At 72.3% G+C, this 17,390-nt stretch carries 15 protein-coding genes; 9 read left to right on the forward strand and 6 right to left on the reverse strand.

Features of this window, described 5'->3' with window-relative positions:
* The 3 genes from cbiQ to QIS96_RS14760 all read left to right on the forward strand — a co-directional run bounded on the left by cbiQ (nt 1) and on the right by QIS96_RS14760 (nt 2,312).
* Nucleotides 1-762, forward strand: a complete 762-nt coding sequence (cbiQ, locus tag QIS96_RS14750; RefSeq protein ID WP_282543010.1) for a cobalt ECF transporter T component CbiQ — start codon at nt 1-3, stop codon at nt 760-762.
* Nucleotides 750-1,547, forward strand: coding sequence for an energy-coupling factor ABC transporter ATP-binding protein (locus QIS96_RS14755; RefSeq protein ID WP_408907187.1), 798 nt, complete (start codon nt 750-752; stop codon nt 1,545-1,547). Before cbiQ ends, QIS96_RS14755 begins: the two co-directional genes overlap by 13 nt.
* A 498-nt stretch (nt 1,548-2,045) precedes the next feature.
* Nucleotides 2,046-2,312 (forward strand): ACT domain-containing protein, encoded by a 267-nt coding sequence (locus QIS96_RS14760; RefSeq protein ID WP_282543012.1) that lies wholly within the window; start codon nt 2,046-2,048, stop codon nt 2,310-2,312.
* Nucleotides 2,313-2,405: 93 nt separating this feature from the next.
* On the opposite strand, the gene QIS96_RS14765 is transcribed toward QIS96_RS14760, so the two are convergent.
* On the reverse strand, nt 2,406-3,503 hold the full coding sequence (locus QIS96_RS14765) for a peptidoglycan-binding domain-containing protein (protein ID WP_282543013.1): 1,098 nt from the start codon (nt 3,501-3,503) through the stop codon (nt 2,406-2,408).
* A 362-nt stretch (nt 3,504-3,865) separates the two neighbouring features.
* Between QIS96_RS14765 and QIS96_RS14770 the strand changes: the two genes are divergently transcribed.
* Nucleotides 3,866-4,879: a LuxR C-terminal-related transcriptional regulator gene (locus QIS96_RS14770; RefSeq protein WP_282543014.1), complete on the forward strand. Its 1,014-nt coding sequence runs from the start codon at nt 3,866-3,868 to the stop codon at nt 4,877-4,879.
* A gap of 34 nt (nt 4,880-4,913) precedes the next feature.
* On the opposite strand, the gene QIS96_RS14775 is transcribed toward QIS96_RS14770, so the two are convergent.
* The 5 genes from QIS96_RS14775 to QIS96_RS14795 form a co-directional block, all read right to left on the reverse strand.
* Nucleotides 4,914-5,933: an alpha/beta hydrolase gene (locus QIS96_RS14775; protein WP_408907188.1), complete on the reverse strand. Its 1,020-nt coding sequence runs from the start codon at nt 5,931-5,933 to the stop codon at nt 4,914-4,916.
* Nucleotides 5,934-5,987: 54 nt separating this feature from the next.
* Nucleotides 5,988-7,601 carry a phosphodiester glycosidase family protein gene (locus tag QIS96_RS14780; RefSeq protein WP_282543015.1) on the reverse strand — a complete coding sequence of 538 codons (1,614 nt, stop codon included), beginning with the start codon at nt 7,599-7,601 and terminating at the stop codon, nt 5,988-5,990.
* Nucleotides 7,602-7,642: 41 nt separating this feature from the next.
* A complete protein-coding gene (locus QIS96_RS14785) occupies nt 7,643-8,803 on the reverse strand; it encodes an SGNH/GDSL hydrolase family protein (protein WP_282543016.1) in 1,161 nt (386 codons plus the stop codon).
* 270 nt (nt 8,804-9,073) lie between these two features.
* Nucleotides 9,074-9,982 carry an immunity 49 family protein gene (locus tag QIS96_RS14790; protein ID WP_282543017.1) on the reverse strand — a complete coding sequence of 303 codons (909 nt, stop codon included), beginning with the start codon at nt 9,980-9,982 and terminating at the stop codon, nt 9,074-9,076.
* A 145-nt stretch (nt 9,983-10,127) separates the two neighbouring features.
* The gene (locus QIS96_RS14795; RefSeq protein ID WP_282543018.1) at nt 10,128-10,415 is read right to left on the reverse strand and encodes a DUF4333 domain-containing protein; all 288 of its coding nucleotides are present in this window, start codon (nt 10,413-10,415) and stop codon (nt 10,128-10,130) included.
* 226 nt (nt 10,416-10,641) lie between these two features.
* Here QIS96_RS14795 and QIS96_RS14800 point away from each other — a divergent pair, with 226 nt between their 5' ends.
* The 5 genes from QIS96_RS14800 to QIS96_RS14820 all read left to right on the forward strand — a co-directional run bounded on the left by QIS96_RS14800 (nt 10,642) and on the right by QIS96_RS14820 (nt 17,345).
* Nucleotides 10,642-11,556 carry a LysR family transcriptional regulator gene (locus QIS96_RS14800; protein ID WP_282543019.1) on the forward strand — a complete coding sequence of 305 codons (915 nt, stop codon included), beginning with the start codon at nt 10,642-10,644 and terminating at the stop codon, nt 11,554-11,556.
* Nucleotides 11,557-11,731: 175 nt separating this feature from the next.
* Entirely contained in the window at nt 11,732-13,180 is a 1,449-nt protein-coding gene (locus QIS96_RS14805; protein ID WP_282543020.1) for an MFS transporter, read from the forward strand.
* A gap of 10 nt (nt 13,181-13,190) precedes the next feature.
* Nucleotides 13,191-14,906, forward strand: coding sequence for an acyl-CoA dehydrogenase family protein (locus QIS96_RS14810; RefSeq protein WP_282543021.1), 1,716 nt, complete (start codon nt 13,191-13,193; stop codon nt 14,904-14,906).
* Nucleotides 14,899-16,122, forward strand: a complete 1,224-nt coding sequence (locus QIS96_RS14815) for a CaiB/BaiF CoA transferase family protein (RefSeq protein WP_282543022.1) — start codon at nt 14,899-14,901, stop codon at nt 16,120-16,122. The genes QIS96_RS14810 and QIS96_RS14815 overlap by 8 nt, the downstream gene beginning before the upstream one ends.
* A gap of 5 nt (nt 16,123-16,127) precedes the next feature.
* Complete coding sequence (locus QIS96_RS14820) at nt 16,128-17,345, forward strand: acyl-CoA dehydrogenase family protein (protein WP_282543023.1); 1,218 nt, start codon at nt 16,128-16,130, stop codon at nt 17,343-17,345.
* The last annotated feature ends 45 nt before the right edge of the window (nt 17,346-17,390 follow it).

Below are 17,390 nucleotides of genomic sequence, written 5' to 3' on the forward strand. Positions count from 1 at the left end.
ATGGGCGCCGGACACGCCCACCGGCTCTACCGGCGCGGGGACTCACCCGTGCACGCACTGCCGCCGCACTGCAAGCTCGCCGCCGTGCTCTGCTTCGTCCTCGTCGTGGTCGCCACCCCCCGCGAGGCCATGTGGGCCTTCGCCCTGTACGCGGCGCTCCTCGCCACCGTCGCGTACGCGGCCCGCGTACCGGCCGGATTCCTGCTGAAGCGGCTGCTCATCGAGGTGCCGTTCGTGGCGTTCGCCGTGCTGCTCCCGTTCGTCGCACACGGCGAGCAGACCCAAGTCCTCGGCCTCTCGCTGAGCGTCGACGGCCTCTGGGGCGCCTGGAACGTCCTCGCCAAGGGCACCCTCGGCGTCGCCGCCTCCGTCCTGCTCGCCGCCACCACCGAGCTGCGCGAACTCCTCCTCGGCCTGCAGCGCCTCAAGCTCCCGCCGCTCCTCGTCCAGATCGCGTCCTTCATGATCCGGTACGGGGACGTCATCGCCGACGAGATGCGCCGCATGCGGATCGCCCGCGAGTCCCGCGGCTTCGAGGCCCGCGGCGTCCGGCACTGGGGCGTCCTCGCCAAATCGGCGGGCGCGCTCTTCATCCGCTCCTACGAACGCGGCGAGCGGGTCCACCTGGCCATGGTCAGCCGCGGCTACGCCGGGTCCATGCCCGTCATCGACGAGGTGACGGCCTCCCGCGCGCAGTGGTCGTACGCCCTGACGCTTCCGCTGTCCGCCCTGGCGGTCTGTCTCCTGGGATGGTTCCTGTGACTCCACCTGCTCCCGCACCCGAGGCCGCCTCGGCCGAGGCCCCGTCCCTGGAGGTCGCCGGGCTCGCCTACGCCTACCCCGACGGGCACCAGGCCCTGTTCGGCGTCGACTTCCGCATCGGCCGCGGCGAGCGGGTCGCCCTGCTCGGGCCGAACGGCGCCGGCAAGACCACGCTCGTCCTGCACCTCAACGGCATCCTCACGGCCGGCGCCGGCACGGTCTCCGTCGCCGGGCTCCCCGTCGGCAAACGGCACCTGGCCGAGGTGCGGCGCCGCGTCGGGATCGTCTTCCAGGACCCGGACGACCAGCTCTTCATGCCGACGGTGCGCGAGGACGTGGCGTTCGGCCCGGCGGCGGCGGGCCTGCGCGGCGCCGAGCTCGAAGCCCGCGTACGCGAGGCCCTGGAGCAGGTCGGCATGGCGGAGTTCGCGGACCGGCCCCCGCACCACCTGTCGTTCGGACAGCGCCGCCGCGTCGCCGTCGCCACGGTCCTCGCCATGGGCCCGGAGATCCTGGTCCTCGACGAGCCGTCGTCCAACCTCGACCCGGCCTCGCGCCGCGAACTCGCCGACATCCTGCGGTCGTTGGACGTGACGGTCCTGATGGTCACGCACGACCTGCCGTACGCCCTCGAACTGTGCCCCCGCTCCCTGGTGCTGAGCGAAGGCGCCATCGCCGCGGACGGGCCGACCCGCGACATCCTCGCCGACGAGAACCTGATGCGGGCCCACCGCCTGGAACTGCCCTTCGGCTTCGACCCGCGCACGGTGGCGGCGGGCGCCTGACCGCGGACGCCCTGGCCGGCCTGGAAGCGGCCCTGGCGGAACTGGCCACGCCGGGCCGGGTGTTCGTGGCCGCCGGACGGTTCAGCGAGCCGGACCCCGACTTGCCGGAACTCGCGGCCCGGATCCGCGCCCTGCCGACGACGACGTCGCATGCGGTGTCGTGCACGGTCTGACCCCGCTGCTCGACAGCGTGCTCGCGGGGACGGACGGCGTGCACTTCGCGCTGGCGCTGCAGCTCGCCGACGACTGAGCCCGTGTTCGGATGCTGAGACCGAAGCGTCCGAAACGGCTCGTGCCCTGTAAGGTCCGATCCATGCTTCGCCAGCTGATTATTAGCGGCAGCGTGCCTGCACCGGGCGGCCCGGAGGAGAACCCTCCCGGCTAGCCCACCGCACGCACGCAGACCTCTCGCACCCGCGAGGGGTCTTTTTGTTTGCGCCACCAGCGCCCCGCCCGACACCCCGGCTCACCAAGCCCCTCCGACAGGAGCACCCGGTCATGGTTCACGAGACTCTCCCCGCGTACGACTCCGACGCCGACCCCGACTGCACGCTCACCGTCACCCTGCACAACGAACCCTCCGCCCTGCGCCGCGTCCTTGCCTCACTCGGCACCATCCCGGTCACCGAGCTGTCGTACGCGGCCCCGACGCACACCCACGCGACCGCCCGCATCACCGTGCCCCGCACCAACGCCACCCGCGCCCGCAACAAGCTGAACCGCATGGTCGACGTGCTCGCCGTCGTACCGCTGGAGCCGCGCTGACGCCCCGGAACGCCCCGGGAACCGTCAGGGAACGCGGACGAGGTGGCCCCCGCCGAGGCCACCTCGTCCACTACAACCGTGTGCCGGCACGCATCACTTGATGCAGACCGAAGCCCCCCAGCTACTGGCGAAGGAGGCCAGCTGGCCGCGGGTCACCCAGACCAGCTTGTTGTGCTTGCTGCTGGAGTCGGCGACCTGGTACTTGCCGGACTTCGAGCTGTAGTCGAGCAGCGCGATCCAGTGCAGCGTGGAACCGGTCGAGCGGCCGTTCCACCTGGCACACACCGCGAGGTCGCCGCCGAGCATCGACACACCGCCGGACCGGACCGCCGAGAGCGCGCCGTCGAACCCACCGGTCCTCGCCTGGTCCACACCGAGCCGCTTGAACCCGGCGACCACGCCGACCTCGTCGCGGATCTGGCCCGTGCCGCGGGTGTTGTTGGTCATGCCGAGCACCGTGCGGCGCGCGTAGTTGATGGCGTCACCGCGGTGGGCGACGTCGGTCCACTTGCCGGGCGTGCGGCCCATCCGCAGCTGCAGCGCGACGAACGCCGCGGGCCCGCAGTCGTACGCCCACGTCGAGAGGCCGCTGCCGGACTGCGCCACCAGGACCGCCTTGCCCTTCTGGAAGCCGGTGCCCGGCTTCCGCGGCGGGCTGAACATGTATGTCCAGGTGGTGTAGTCGACGGTGCCCGATTCCGTCAGCTTGCGCTTGGCCTGGTACTTCTCGACGCTCTCCTTGGTCAGCGGACCGAAGTCGCCGTCCACGGCCATCTCGTAGCCGAGCTTGACGAGCAGGGTCTGGGCGGCGCGGACGGTGCTGCGGTTGTCCCAGCCCCGCTTCGCCGCGACCTTGCCGCTGTCGAGCATCTTCTTCATGGTGAGCGGGCCGGCCCAGCCGTCCTTCACCAGACCGCGGGCGCCCTGGAACTTGGCGACCGACTTCTCCGTCAGCGGCCCGTAGTCGCCGTCCGCCGTGGTCTTGTACCCGTACGCGGTCAACAGGTACTGCAGCGCCGTGACGTTGGAGCCCGACGAGCCGGAGTTGATGTCGACCTTGCGCGGCGAGGGAGCGGCCGCGGCCGCACCGCCGGACACCGTCTCACCGAACGCCTGCGTACCGGCGACGCCGAGCGCGGCGACGCCCGCACCGGCGGCGATGGACCTGAGAAGAGTTCGTCTGCTGGGCATGGAGGAGCCTTCCTCGCGTGGGGGGGGCAGGGGGTACCGAGACGCGGCAGCGTCTTTCACCGGGACTGTGAGTCGGTCGACCGGGCCGTGCCCGCAGCGGTGCGCACCGCTGCGGCGGAGACCTCGTGGTGCGGCCCTCGGGAACCCTGTGGTGCGGTCCTCGCGGCGTCGACCTGCCGTTGACCTTAATGACCGAAACCCCGTCGTGGCGCTACGACTTCGGCCGATTCTCCGGCGGGCGCGGACTAGGTCTTCGGCCTAGCAACCCGTCAGGAAAGGCGCGATTCCCCCACGTCACCTCGGTGTCCGGGATATCGTCGGTGGCCCACTGCGGCCGCGACGTCAGCCACCGGAGGATCGCCTTGGAGTCGGTACTGCCAGAGACGGTCAGAGGCGCGTTACGCCTGGCCGACCGCCAGTTGCGGCTGCTGCCACCCGACGACGTCAGCGGCATGTGCGCCGTGGTGCGCAGGGCCGCGACCGCGATCGGGCCCGCCGAGACGTTCTACGTGGGCCTCTACCAGGGCGACAACACGCTCGTACTGCCCTACATCTTCAGCGACGGCGAGCAACTCAGCGCCGACACCTCCCGGTTCGGCACGGCCGGGGTCTCGCACTGGATCCGCGCCCACGCCAAGCCGTACCGCTACACGTACGACGACGGCCGCCGCTGCCACGCGGGCGCGCCCATGGGCGACGGCATACCCAGCCGCGACGCCGTCGCGGTGCCGATGTTCGGACCCGACGCCGTCACGGTCATCGGCATGCTGAACACGCAGTCGCCGCGACCGAACGTCTTCGACGACACCTTCGTCGTCGCGTTGGAATGGCTGGCCCAGGCGCTCGCCCTGTCGCTCGACGAGGGCGCCAGGTCCTCGGCGCGGGAACGCCTCTACCGGGACTTCCCCGAACTGGACCGCAGGCGGCTCGACTCCCCGATCGACATGCTGCACACCGCGACCGACTGCCTGGAGGAGGTGGCCGGCTCGGTGGACACCCTGCAGTCGCGGGTGGCGCTCCTCGAAGTCGACGAATTACGCCTGGAGTTGGGCCGGATCAAGGACCAGTGCCGGCTCGTGGGCGCCGAACTGGCGATGATGGCCCTGAAGACCTCCGCCCCGGCCCCGACGCCGCCCGACCGCGAGTATCCCGAGACGCTGACCACGCGCGAGCGGGAGATCGCCGACCTGATCGCGCACGAGGCGATGACGAACGCCATGATCGGCCGGCGCCTCTACATCTCGGAGAAGACCGTCAAGGCCCACGTCAGCAGCATCCTGCGCAAGCTGGGCATCCGGCAGCGCTCCGAACTGGTGTGGTTCCTCGGCGGGAAGGCCGCCGACCGGCCAGGCGCGGGCAGCGGCAGCCGCAACTGACAGCGGGCGTAAGGGAGTTGACCGGGCCTCGCCCTCAACCCCGGACGCCCAGCGCCCGCAGCAGCATCGGCAGGGACGCGTGGAGTTCGCGCTGCCAGTACGGCCAGGTGTGCGTGCCGGGCCCGTAGAAGTGCGTCGTCACCTCGCGCGCCCCCACCCGCTCCAACGCCGCCGCGAGGGCGTGGTTCTGGCGGTCGAAGTCGGCCTCGACCGCACTCGCCGCGTCCGGCGGGTCGAGCGGGCCCGCCGTGCCGTCCCCGGACGACAGATACACCGGCAGGTTCCGGAGCCGCTCGACCAGGTGGTACGGGTCGTGGTCCCGCCACACCCCGCGCTGCTCGACGGGGTCGCCCCACACCCGCAGCGGATCGTTGCCCTGACCGGCGAAATAGCCCATGATCCGGGCCGCCGAAGCCTCGTCGAGCAGCGGATGCACCGACCCCGAGTACGACGCCGCCGCCCGGAACATCCCCGGATGCCGTGCCGCGTAGAGCAGCGCACCCTGACCGCCCATCGACAGGCCCGCCACGACCCGGTCGGCGCTCGCGCCCCAGTCCCGCTCCAGGAGCGGCCGCAACTCCTCGGTGTGGAACGTCTCCCACGCGGGGTCGCCGCCCCGGCCGTAGTTCCACCAGTCGCTGTACCAGCCGTTCCAGCCGGCCTCCGGCATGACGACGAGGACGTCGCGCAGGCTGTCGATCGACGCGACGTCCGTCCGCCCGGTCCACGCCGTGTAGTCGCCGCAGCAGCCGTGCAGCAGCCACAGCGTGGGCCAGCTCCCGCCGCGGTCGCCGGGCTCCCACCCGTCGGGGGTCAACAGCCGTACACCCACCGCACGCCCGCCGAGCGACGGCGAACGCACCGTCAAGTCGACCTGGCGCTCGGCGACTTGAGTGACGGCGACGACCTCCGCGCCCGATGCCGTACGGGACGTGGCGAGCGCCGGTGCGGCCGGCGTCAGCGTGAGGAGGAGCGCCAGGACGAGCAGCGTACGGAACCTGCGGGCGACGGTTGCCGCGCGTAGCGGGAGTGGGGTTCTCGGGACGGAGGTCACTGCGGCTCCTTCGGGTGGACGGCTCGCGGACGTTTCCGTAACGCACCGGCCGGCTCAGTCGCGGCGCGGCCTGATCAACAGCGCGTCCCCGACCGGCCGTTCACCGGCGGCGTCGGACGGATCGGTGAGCACGTCGCCGTGCACGACCATGGTGGTCGAGCCGCCGCCGTCGAGGTTGACCGCGTCGCGCAGCCCCAGCGCGCGGGCGACGGCCGCGCTCTCCGGGATGCTCAGCCCGAGCGCGTCCGTGTCGCGCCCCTCGGCGGTGACGAGGACGGTCCGCCCGGCGTCGTCGGTCCCGGCCAGGGTGCGGGGACTGCGCTTGTGCATCCAGCCGTAGTAGAAGCTCGGGTTGCCCTCCTGCACCATGCCGTCGGCGGCCGGAGTGACGTACGGCCGCCCGTCCCGGACGAGTTCGGGCCCGCCGTTCACGACGCTCGTCGACGGCGACAGGGGCAGCTCCCTTCCCTGCGCGTCCCTGAGGCTCGCCTCGACGCGCAGCCGCTCGCCGACCCGGGCGAGGCGGGCGAGCCGGTCGGCCTGCTCGCCGGTGGCCTGCACCGTACTGCCGCCCTCCGGGAGCACCCCGCCGCGCGGCGCGCGGACCTCAAGGACCCGCCCGCGCGCGTCGAGGACGGCCTCCGTGCCCTCGCCCTCCGGTGTCCGCGGGCCGAACCCGTCGGTGAACGCGACGAGTTCGTCCGGGTCCTGGCAGGTCACATCGTGCAGGGGCCGTGCCGTGGGGGTGTCGTCGGCGGTGCCGCCGCAGTTCCTGACCAGGCCCGGTACCCGGTTGACGCCGTCCAACGCCAGGGCGGCGTCGGGCCCGACGAGCCTGCCTCGCCAGACGGTCCGCACCACCCGGCTCCCGCCGTCCGCCTCGGTCACCAGGGCGGGGCGCCCGGCCACCGGCTCGCTCAGCACGCGCCCGCCGTAGACCCCCGTGCCCGCCGGGTCGCCCGGTGCGCCCGCACGCGGATCGAGGACGAAGAAACCGGCGTTGACCGCCGCGAACGCGCCGCCCGCGGCCGCCAGTTCACTGGTCCGCTCCCGCCGCTCCAGGTCGGGCCCGTACGACGCGTCGAGGCTGCCGCGGAACCTGCGCGGGTCGACGGTGAGCACATCGACCCGCCACGGGCCGCGATCCCCGGCCTCCCCGTCCCAGCCGGTGTAGAGGGTCGAACCCGCGTGGCCCGCGCCGGTGAGGCGGGTGCGCTCCGCGTCGGCGGCGGAGCGCACCGCGAACGAACCCACGCGGACCCGCCAGCCGAGCGCGCCGCCCGCGAAGTCGGCGACCGCCGGGGTGACCACCTCTTCCGCGCGGGCGTCGAAGCCGTCCCGCCGCAGCTCGCCCGCCAACTCGTCGGCGCTCGCCCGGTCCTTGAGCGCGGTCGGCGGCGCGTCCGGGTCGGGCGAGGTCTCGCCGCCCGGGACGGCCACCTCGACCGTCCACGGGAGCGCCGGGGCGTCCGCGCCGCGCACGATCCGGGTGAGCGTGACACCCGGCTGCAGCGTCGTCGTGGTCCGCGTCTCGGACAGGCCGGGCGGGCCGAGCGGCAGCTCCGGGGCCGGTTCCGCCCGCGCCCCGGCGGCGGCAGGGGCCTGCAGCACGCCCGCCGAGGCGACCAGGGACAGCACCACGCCCGCGCCGAACAGTCTGACCTTCACACGCACCCCCTGACGTACCGGACGGATGTTCCGCGCCGTGTTCACAGCAGCCGCCGCAGCACCTGCGTGTACGCGTCGGCGTACCGCGCCATGCCCAGATCGCTGGGATGGGAGCCGTCGGTCGTCGCCTCGTCGTCGTCGCCGAGCAGGCCCTCGCCCTCCAGGTAGGACAGCCCCTTCACTCCGGACGTGCGCAGCCTGCGATACGCCTCGCGGTACGCGGCCCGGCTGCCCTCGTGCCGTGCGCGCAACGCCCCGACCAGCCAGGCGTTGGCGTACGTCCGGTCCTCGACCATCACGATCGGTGTGTCGGGCCGGGCCTCGCGGAGCCGCCGGATCAGCGGCTCGGCACGCTCGGCCACCAGGTCGGGCGTCATGTTCGGCAGACAGTCGACCACGTACACCGAGGGGTCGAGCTCGGCGAGCAGATCGCCGACCTCCGGCTCCATGAACGCGTTGCCGGAGAAGCCCAGGTTCACGGTCGGCACGTCGAGGCGGCGTCCGAGGACCGCGGGGAAGGCCATGCCCGGACGTGAGGCGCAGGCGCCCTGCGCGATGGACGAGCCGTAGAAGACGACGGGTCTTCGGGTCCGCGGCGCCACCGGCCGGAACGCCGCCCCCGCCTCGACGCCGATCTCCAGCGACTCGACGCCGTTGTACAGCGGCAGATACGCCGTGTACTGCCGCATCCCCGGATCCGCCCCGTTCAGCAGCCGCTCCGTCACCGACGTCGACGCCGGTTTGGTCACTCCGGCCCAGCGCAGCCGGCCCGCCGCGTCCTGCGCGTACAGGTCGATCCCGCTGACTCCGGTGGCCGGCATGTGCGGCAGGGCCAGGCGCGAGGAGCGGAGTACGTAACGGGCGTGCACGGACGGGGAGTCGGTGGCGAAGCGCACCTGCATCCCCGCCGCATTGCGGCTGAGCTCCCACACCACCGGCCGTACGGTCTGCTCCGCGCGGGCGGGCAGCCGGTCGTAGAACCGCGCCGTGTCGGACCAGCCCTTGCCCTCGACGCCCCACTCGGCCACGTCCCACCAGGCGACGCCGTTCTCGGTGCGGGGCCCGGCCCGGGTGACGGGTGCGGCCGAGGCGACGGGCGCGGCCGCGGCGGCGACGCCGAGCCCGGGGCGGAACGCCAGCGCGCCCGCCCCCAGCGCGGCCAGACCGAGCACCTGCTTCCGGTTGAGCCCCTGCTGAGCCAAGGCGTGCTCCCTTCCCGCGGTACGTCCCCGCGGTACGTCAGGCCGGCGCATGTGTCCGCACGCGTGGGGGAGCGAGAACCGGACCAGGCAACGGTGCGGGTGGTAGAGACCACTCGTCAAGAGACGTGCGGGAGGCGGCTTCGTGAACGAACGCGACCCCGATGGGCGTCAAGTCCCCTGCGGTGAGCGGGAGTTGATCGCGCACGGAGCTGCTCGCCGGCCCGTTCGCCGACGCCCGGAGCGGGGGCGCCGGTGGGGAGTCACGGCTGCTCAGGAAGCCCGCGGGGTGCCCAGGAACCGGGGCGGCAGATAGCCGGACCGGACGGCGAGGTCCCAGCCGTGCACCTGGACCGCGAGGGCTGCCAGGGCGAGCGCGCCGACCGGAAGCAGCGACCTGGGCGCTGGGTCGGGCCCCACGCTCTCCCGGTGCTGTACGAGCCGGGCCGCGAGCGCCTGCTCGAACGCGTCCTGGTCGTCGTCGAGGAGCACCCGCAGCAGCTGCCGGTCCGGGCTCAGCGGCCCCGCCGCGTCCAACTGCCCGGCCGCGGCCCGGCGTTCGTCGGCGGTGGGCTCGCGCAGCGGCTCGCGGGGCCAGCCTGCGGGGCCGTCGCCGGTCGTCGGCGCGAGGTAGCGGCGCAGCGCGTCCATCTCCGCGAGGCCCGCGGGCTCCGAGCGCGACTCCATCGCGGAGTACGGCACGCCGTCCCGGATCTCGTCGGCGAAGTCGTCCAGGAGCGGGCCGATCACCCGCCGCCAGTCCCGGATCAGGCCGCTGACCAGGCACAGCGCGAAGGCGTCCACCCAGGTCTCGGTGGTGGTCGGCCGGCTCACCGCGAGGTCGCCGAACTCGACCTCCTCGTCGTCCGTGCTGATGTCCGAGCCGATGAGGGGCAGGCGGATCTCCTGGTCCCCGTCGGGGTGGCAGCCGACGCAGAGGATGCCCCAGGCGCACTCCGCGGCGGTCTCCAGGACCGAGTGCCACGGCCCGGTCGGCGTCCCGTCGTCCTGGACGCCCGCGCCCACGTTGTCGAGGAGCGCGTCCCGCAGTCCGGCGACGCTCCGCAGGGACGGGCCGCCGTAGCGCCACTCGTACCAGCGGTCGAGGGTCCGGTCCTTGATGCCGTCCGAGGCCACGGTCAGGAGCCGCTCGTCGACGTTGTGGCGTGGTACTTCCAGCACTGCCGTCCTCCGTGATCGTTCCGGTGTGACAGCAAGCTATCAACGGCCTCGGACAGTGCCGTGCCGACCGCCGACCGCCAACTGCCCGTGGGGCGTGGCGAGTCGACGGCCGGCCGCGCGCTCAGCTCTTGAGGGTGTCGTGAGCTCAGCTCTTGGGGGTGTCGTCGACCTTGAAGTCCATGTCGACCTTGCCGCCCTCGACGGACTTCGCGGTGACCGTCAGGCCGTACGTCTGCCCGTCCGCGGTCAGTTCGCAGCGCACCGTCTCACCGGCCTCGGCCTTCAGGCCCTTGTCGCAGGTGACGTCGTCGGGCTCCCGGCCGACCTGCTTGCCGAGCGCCTCCGAGGCCTTCTTCGCGACCTCTTCCTTGCTCACCTCGCCGGTACTGCCGATGCTGCAGCCCGACGTGAGCAGCACTGCGAGGGCTCCCACCGCCGCCCCCGTAACCATCCGGCTCCGTATCGCCTGCCGCACTGTGCTTCGCTCCCTCGGTCAGTGTTCATGACATGTTCTGCGGCTGGGAACCTACCATCCAGATGATCACGCGCCGCCGCCGAGCAGGCGCGGGACCGGGGGTGGGGGCGGGGTCGGGACCAGGACCGGGACCAGGGCCGGGAGCGGGAAGGGGTCTCGTGCGGGTCCCCGTATCGTCGTGGCTGTGGAGCTGAGACACCTCACCGGATTCGTGGCCGTCGCCGAGGAACTGCATTTCGGGCGGGCGGCCGAGCGGCTGCACATCGCGCAGTCACCGCTCAGCCAGCAGATCAAACTCCTGGAACGCGACCTCGGGGTCAGGCTCTTCGACCGCACCACCCGCACGGTCCGGCTCACCCCCGCAGGGCAGGCCCTCCTGGAGCCGGCCCGGCGGCTGCTCGCCGACGCGTCCGCCGTGCGCCGCACCGTACGGGCGGCGCACCTCGGCGAGATCGGCCGCGTCACCCTCGGCTTCGCGGGCGCCAGCAGCTACTCGGCGCTGCCGCTCCTCACCCGCGCCGTGACCTCCCAACTGCCCGGCATCGAGCTGGTGTTGGAGGGGCAGACGTACACCGGTGAGGCGCTGCGCCGGGTCACCGACGGCAGCCTCGACCTCGGCTTCGTGGCCCTCCCGGTGCGGCGCGGCATCACCGCCCGCGTCGTCCGCATGGAGCGCCTCGTCCTCGCCCTGCCCGACAGCCACCGGCTCGCCGCCCATGCGGAGGTGCCGGTGCGGGAGCTCGCGGGCGAGCCCATCGTGACGTTCCCGCTCTCCCGCGAGTCCGCTGTACGGGACGCGATGGTGCAGGCCTGCCACGACGCCGGGTTCGCGCCGCGCATCGCCCAGGAGGCGCCCGACTCGTACAACATGCTGGCCCTCGTGGGCGCGGGCGTGGGCGTGGCCGTCGTCGTGGAGTCGGCCCGCAACATCCACCTGGAGCATGTGGTGTTCCGGCCGCTCGCCGGCGAGGAGGTCCCGGTCCTGCCGATCGCCCTCGGCTGGCGCACGGGCAATCCGTCGGCCGCACTGCACGCGGTGCTGCGGGTGGCGGAGGAGGTCCTGCCGACACCGGAGGACGCGCCAAGGCCGGACGCCTGAGCGACACCGGCCGGACAGGAATTGCGCTGCATCACGTCTCAATCCGCCCTGCTATTGGTCTTGGACAGCACCTAATGGCTCGGTGCAGAGTGATCCGCGTCTCGCGACGGAGCGAGGGCGGGCCGCTCCTGTCGCCCTCCGGAGCGGGCACTGCCGCTACGAGAGGACGCTCGTCATGCAGCAAGACCCCCAGGCCGAGGCGAAGCCGGAAGCACGACCCGAAGCTCAATCCGAAGCGAAGCTCGACGCACACCCCGAAGCGAAGCTCGACGCACACCCCGAAGCGAAGCCCGACGCACACCCCGACGCACAGCCCGCGGCTCAGGCGCGGGACGCCCGGCGGGCCGGCGTCACCGCGTTCGTCGGCACCACCATCGAGTGGTTCGACTTCTACATCTACGGCTCGGCGTCCGCGCTGGTCCTCGGCAAGGTCTTCTTCGCCGACGCCTCACCCGCCGTCGGCACCCTCGCCGCCTTCGCCACCTTCTGGGTCGGCTTCCTCGCCCGCCCCCTCGGCGGCCTGATCTTCGGGCACTTCGGCGACAAATACGGCCGCAAGAAGGCCCTCGTCACCACGCTCACGATGATGGGCGCCGCCACCTTCTGCGTGGGCCTGCTGCCCGGCTACGCGCAGATAGGCGCCGCGGCCCCGATCCTGCTCGTGCTGCTCCGCATGATCCAGGGCGTGGCCATGGGCGGCGAGTGGGGCGGGGCGGTCCTCATCGCCACCGAGTACGCCCCGCCCAAGCGCAAGCTGCTCTACGGCGCCTTCGCCCAGCAGGGCTCGCCGGTCGGCAACCTGCTCGCCACGCTCGCGTTCCTCGGCATCGCCCAACTCCCGGACGCGGCCTTCGAGTCGTGGGGCTGGCGGGTACCGTTCCTGTTCTCGGCGGTGCTGGTCGGGATCGGTCTCTTCATCCGCCTCAGGCTGGCCGAGACACCGGAGATGCAGACGGCTCTCGCCCGCAACAAGCCCGTCAAGCTGCCCATCAAGACGGTGCTCACCCGCTACCCGCTGCTCGTGTTCCTCGGCGTCATCGCGGGCACCGCCGGTGTCGCCATCACCTATGTGAAGACGACGTTCGCCCTGTCCTGGGCCACCTCCGACCTCGACTTCGACCGCTCGACGTTCCTCACCGTCATCTCGCTCGCCCTCGTCGTGCAGGTGATCGTGCAGCCCTTCGGCGCGGTCCTCGCCAGCAAATGGCCCGTGCGCAAGGCCGTGCTGTGGATGCTGCTGCCCGAATTCGTGCTGCTGCCGCTGATGTTCGTGCTCGTGGCCACCGGCGACTTCTGGCTCGCCGTGCTCGGCATGGGCCTCGCCACGTTCCCGCACGCCATGTACTACGCCGCCCTCGCCGGCATCCTCGCCCGGGTCTACCCGGTGGAGGTCCGCTACACCGGCATGTCCCTCTCGTACCAGCTGTGCACGACGCTGTTCGCCGGGACCGCGCCGATCGTCTCGCAGTGGCTCCTCTCCACCTCCGGATCGATCTGGCCCGTCGTCGGCCTGGGCCTGGGCTACACCGCGCTCACGCTCGCCGGCGTGCTGCCCCTGCTGGCCCGCACCGGGGGCGACAACGTCCTCGCGCCCGCCAACTCCCGTACGACACAACCCGCCTGAGGTGTCCCACGTGAACTTCGCCGACCGCGATCCCGCCCTGCGGCCGCTCCTCGACCGCGTTCTGTCCGCCGACGACCGTGCCCGTGTCGAACCCCACCTCGACGAACTCGGGGCCCTCGCCGCCGGGGAGCTCGACCGGCAGGCCGCGCTCGCCGACGCCAACCCGCCCCGCCTCGTCCCGTACGCCCCCGACGGGGCCCGTATCGACGAGATCGCCTTCCACCCGGCCCACGACAAGGCCGCCGCCCTCGCCTACGAGCGCTTCGGCCTCGCCGCGATGTCGCACCGGCCCGGCGTCCTCGGCTGGCCCACCAAGGTCCCGCACACCGTCAAGTACGCGCTGTCCTACCTCTATGTGCAGTCCGAGTTCGGTATGGCCTGCCCGCTGTCCATGACGGACTCCGCCGCCCGCATCCTGCGCCTGTTCGACCCCGAGCGGTACGTGGAGGAGATCGCCGCCCTCTCCTCCACCGATCCCGAACTCCGGGCCACCGGCGCGATGTTCATGACGGAGAAGCAGGGCGGCACGGACGTCGGCCTGACCGAGACCGTCGCCACCGACCAGGGCGACCACTGGACCCTCACCGGCAAGAAGTGGTTCGCCTCCAACCCGAGCGCCGACGTGATCCTCACCCTCGCCCGTGTCCCCGGCCAGGGCGAAGGCACCCGCGGCCTCGGCATGTTCCTCGTGCCCCGGCTGCGCCCGGACGGGACCCGCAACGCGATCCGCGTCGACCGCCTCAAGGACAAGCTGGGCTCGCGCTCCATCGCCAGCGGCGAGGTCACCCTCGAAGAGGCGTACGCGACGCCCGTCGGTCAACTCGCCGACGGATTCCGGCAGATGGCCGAGATGCTCAACGTCTCCCGCCTCTCCAACGCCATGCGCGCCACCGCCCTGATGCGCCGCGCCGTACGCGAGTCCGTCGACCACACCCGCGCACGCCACGTCTTCGGCAAGCCCCTCTTCGACCAGCCGCTGATGCGGGCCACGCTGCTGCCCATGGTCCTCGACACCGAGGCCGCCCTGCACCTGGTGATCGAGGCCGCGGCCAGGCTGAGCGCCGCCGACGAAGGCGACGCCGAGGCCCGTGCGATCGTCCGCGTCCTCACCCCGCTCGCCAAGCACACCCTGTGCAAACGCGCCCGCACCGTCACCGGCGAGGCCATGGAGATCCGCGGCGGCAACGGCTACATCGAGGACTGGGTCAACCCCCGCCTCGTCCGCGACGCCCACCTCGGCTCCATCTGGGAGGGCTCATCGAACGTCATCGCCCTCGACGTACTGCGCTGCATGCGCCGGCAGAACGCGCACCACACCCTCGCCGCCGCCTACGGGAGCCGGTCCGAGACGAAGAGCCGCTGGGAGGCCCTCCGCGCCAAGGGCGACGCACTCCTCCAACTCCCGCCGGACGAACAGGAGATGAGGATCGGCCGGTACGCGGACGACCTGAGCCGCGCCGTCATGGCGACCCTCCTGCACGACCAGGCCGACCACGAGACACACACCACGGGCGACGGCCGGGCCCTGCTCGTCGCCCGCAGCTACAGCGCCCTGCTCGACGACCCGGACCCGGCCGCGCTGCCCCGCACCGCCCTCCGGGACGACTTCGCCGCACTCGCCGACGGCGGTCCCGTCCCGCCCGACACCCTTCAGGAGTCCGACACCCTTCAGGAGTCCGACACCCCCCACGGGGCCCACACCCTTCAGGAGTCCGACCATGCCTGAGCAGACACCGGCGGCCCCCCTAAAGGGCATGAAGGTCATCGACCTGTCCAAGATCCTCGCCGGGCCGTACGTCACCATGTCCCTCGCCGACCTCGGCGCGGACGTCGTCAAGGTCGAGCACCCCGACGGCGGCGACCCCACCCGCACCTGGGGACCGCCCTTCAACGGCCCCGACGCCACCTACTACCTGGCCGCCAACCGCAACAAACGCTCCGTCACCCTCGACCTCAAGTCCGAGGCCGGGCAGGAGGCCGTGCACCGGATGCTCTCCGACGCCGACGTCATGGTGGAGAACTTCCGCCCGGGATCGTCGCTGGCCCGCATCTTCGACTACGAGGAACTCAGCGCCCGTTACCCCCGCCTCGTCCTCCTGCACATCTCCGCCTTCGGCGACACAGGACCCCTGCGCGACGAGCCCGGCTACGACATGGTGGCGCAGGCGAGCGCCGGCCTCATGTCCCTCACCGGCGAACCCGATGGCCCGCCCGTCAAGGCCGGCTACGCCATGGGCGACCTCGGCGCCGCCCTCTTCGGCCTGATCGGCGTCACCTCGGCCCTTGTGGAACGCGAGCGCACGGGCCACGGCCAGTACGTCACCACCTCGCTGTACGAGTCCCAGCTCGCCCTGCACATCAACTGGGCCACCGGCTACTTCGCCACCGGCGAACGCCCCTCCCGGCTCGGCTCCGGGCACCCCAGCCTCGTCCCGTACCAGGCCTACCCGGCCGCCGACGGGCACTTCGTCATCGCCGTCGGCAACGACGCCCTCTTCCGTCGCCTGGCCACGGCGCTCGGCCATCCGCAGTGGGCGGACGACGACCGCTTCGCGACCAACCGCGCCCGCGTCACGCACCGCAACGCCCTCAACGCCAAACTGGAAGCCGTCCTCGTGGACGAACCCGTCGCTCACTGGGTGGAGTTGCTCAAACCCCTCGGCGTCCCCGTCGCCGCCATCCGCACCCTCGACGAGGTCTACGACTGCCCCCAGACCGCCGCCCTCGACATGGTGCAGAAGGTCGACCACCCCGATGTGGGCCCGCTCCAGCAGGTCGCCTTCCCCGTCACCTTCCGCGGCACGCGCCCGCCGGTGCGCACCGCCCCGCCCACCCTCGGCCAGCACAGCCGCGCCGTACTCGCCGAACTCGGATACGGGCAGGCCGACATCGACCGGCTGCTGAGCCGACCGGCCGCACCGAACTCACCGCAAGGAGCCTGACACCGATGCCGTTCCCCGCCCTCGACGCCGCCGACCCGCTGCACCTCGAAGCCCTCCTCACCGACGAGGAGCGCGCCGTCCGCGACACCGTCCGCCAGTACCTCGACGACAAGGTCGAACCGCACATCGCCGACTGGTTCGAGTCCGGCGAACTCCCGAACCTCCCCGAACTCGCCCGAGAATTCGGCAAGTTGGGCCTCCTCGGCATGCACCTGGAGGGCTACGGCTGCGCCGGCATGTCGGCCCGCGCGTACGGCGTCGCCTGCCGCGAACTGGAGGCCACCGACTCAGGCCTGCGGTCCTTCGTCTCCGTGCAGGGCTCCCTCGCCATGTTCGCGATCCACCGCTTCGGCTCCGAGGAGCAGAAGCAGGAGTGGCTGCCGCGCATGGCCGCGGGCGAGGCCATCGGCTGCTTCGGCCTCACCGAGCCGGACCACGGCTCCGACCCGTCCTCGATGACGACCCGCGCCCGCCGCGACGGTGGGGGCACCTCCCGCTCGAGCGGAGCCGAGAGTGGGGGAGACTGGATCCTCGACGGCCGCAAGATGTGGATCACCAACGGCTCGGTCGCGGCCGTCGCGGTCGTCTGGGCCCGGACCGAGGACGGCGTACGCGGGTTCGTCGTCCCCACCGACACCCCGGGCTTCTCCGCGCCGCTCATCAAGCACAAGATGTCGCTGCGCGCCTCGGTCACGAGCGAACTCGTCCTGGACGGCGTACGCCTCCCCGCCTCCGCGCAACTCCCCGCGGCCCGCGGCGTCGGCGCACCCCTGACCTGCCTGAACGAGGCCCGCTACGGCATCGTGTGGGGCGTGACCGGCGCGGCCCGCTCGGCGTGGCGGGCGGCACGTGAATACGCCCTGCAGCGTGAGCAGTTCGGCAAGCCCATCGCGGCGTTCCAGCTCACCCAGCAGAAGCTGGTCGACATGGCCCTCGAACTCCACAAGGCCACCCTGACCGCCCTGCACCTGTCGGCCCTCAAGGACTCGGACGCCGGCGTGCACCCCGCGCAGATCAGCTTCGGCAAGCTCAACAACGTCCGCGAGGCCATCGACATCTGCCGCACCGCCCGTACGATCCTCGGCGCGAACGGCATCTCCCTCGAATACCCGGTCATCCGGCACGCCAACAACCTGGAGTCCGTCCTCACGTACGAGGGCACGACGGAGATGCACACCCTCGCCCTCGGCCAGGCTCTCACGGGCCACGCCGCCTTCAGGTAGATCCCCGGAATGGCCAACGGCCGGTGCGGCAGCGGCAGTTCGCGA

This window comes from Streptomyces cavernicola, assembly GCF_029968035.1.
Classification (GTDB): Bacteria; Actinomycetota; Actinomycetes; order Streptomycetales; family Streptomycetaceae; genus Streptomyces; species Streptomyces cavernicola.

Bases quoted from the DNA above. Each gene is read 5' to 3' on its own strand.
- QIS96_RS14820 (WP_282543023.1), top strand. From the start codon at position 16,128: ATGCCGTTCCCCGCCCTCGACGCCGCCGACCCGCTGCACCTCGAAGCC.
- cbiQ (WP_282543010.1), top strand. From the start codon at position 1: ATGGGCGCCGGACACGCCCACCGGCTCTACCGGCGCGGGGACTCACCC.
- QIS96_RS14760 (WP_282543012.1), top strand. From the start codon at position 2,046: ATGGTTCACGAGACTCTCCCCGCGTACGACTCCGACGCCGACCCCGAC.
- QIS96_RS14765 (WP_282543013.1), bottom strand. From the start codon at position 3,503: ATGCCCAGCAGACGAACTCTTCTCAGGTCCATCGCCGCCGGTGCGGGC.
- QIS96_RS14755 (WP_408907187.1), top strand. From the start codon at position 750: ATGGTTCCTGTGACTCCACCTGCTCCCGCACCCGAGGCCGCCTCGGCC.
- QIS96_RS14815 (WP_282543022.1), top strand. From the start codon at position 14,899: ATGCCTGAGCAGACACCGGCGGCCCCCCTAAAGGGCATGAAGGTCATC.
- QIS96_RS14805 (WP_282543020.1), top strand. From the start codon at position 11,732: ATGCAGCAAGACCCCCAGGCCGAGGCGAAGCCGGAAGCACGACCCGAA.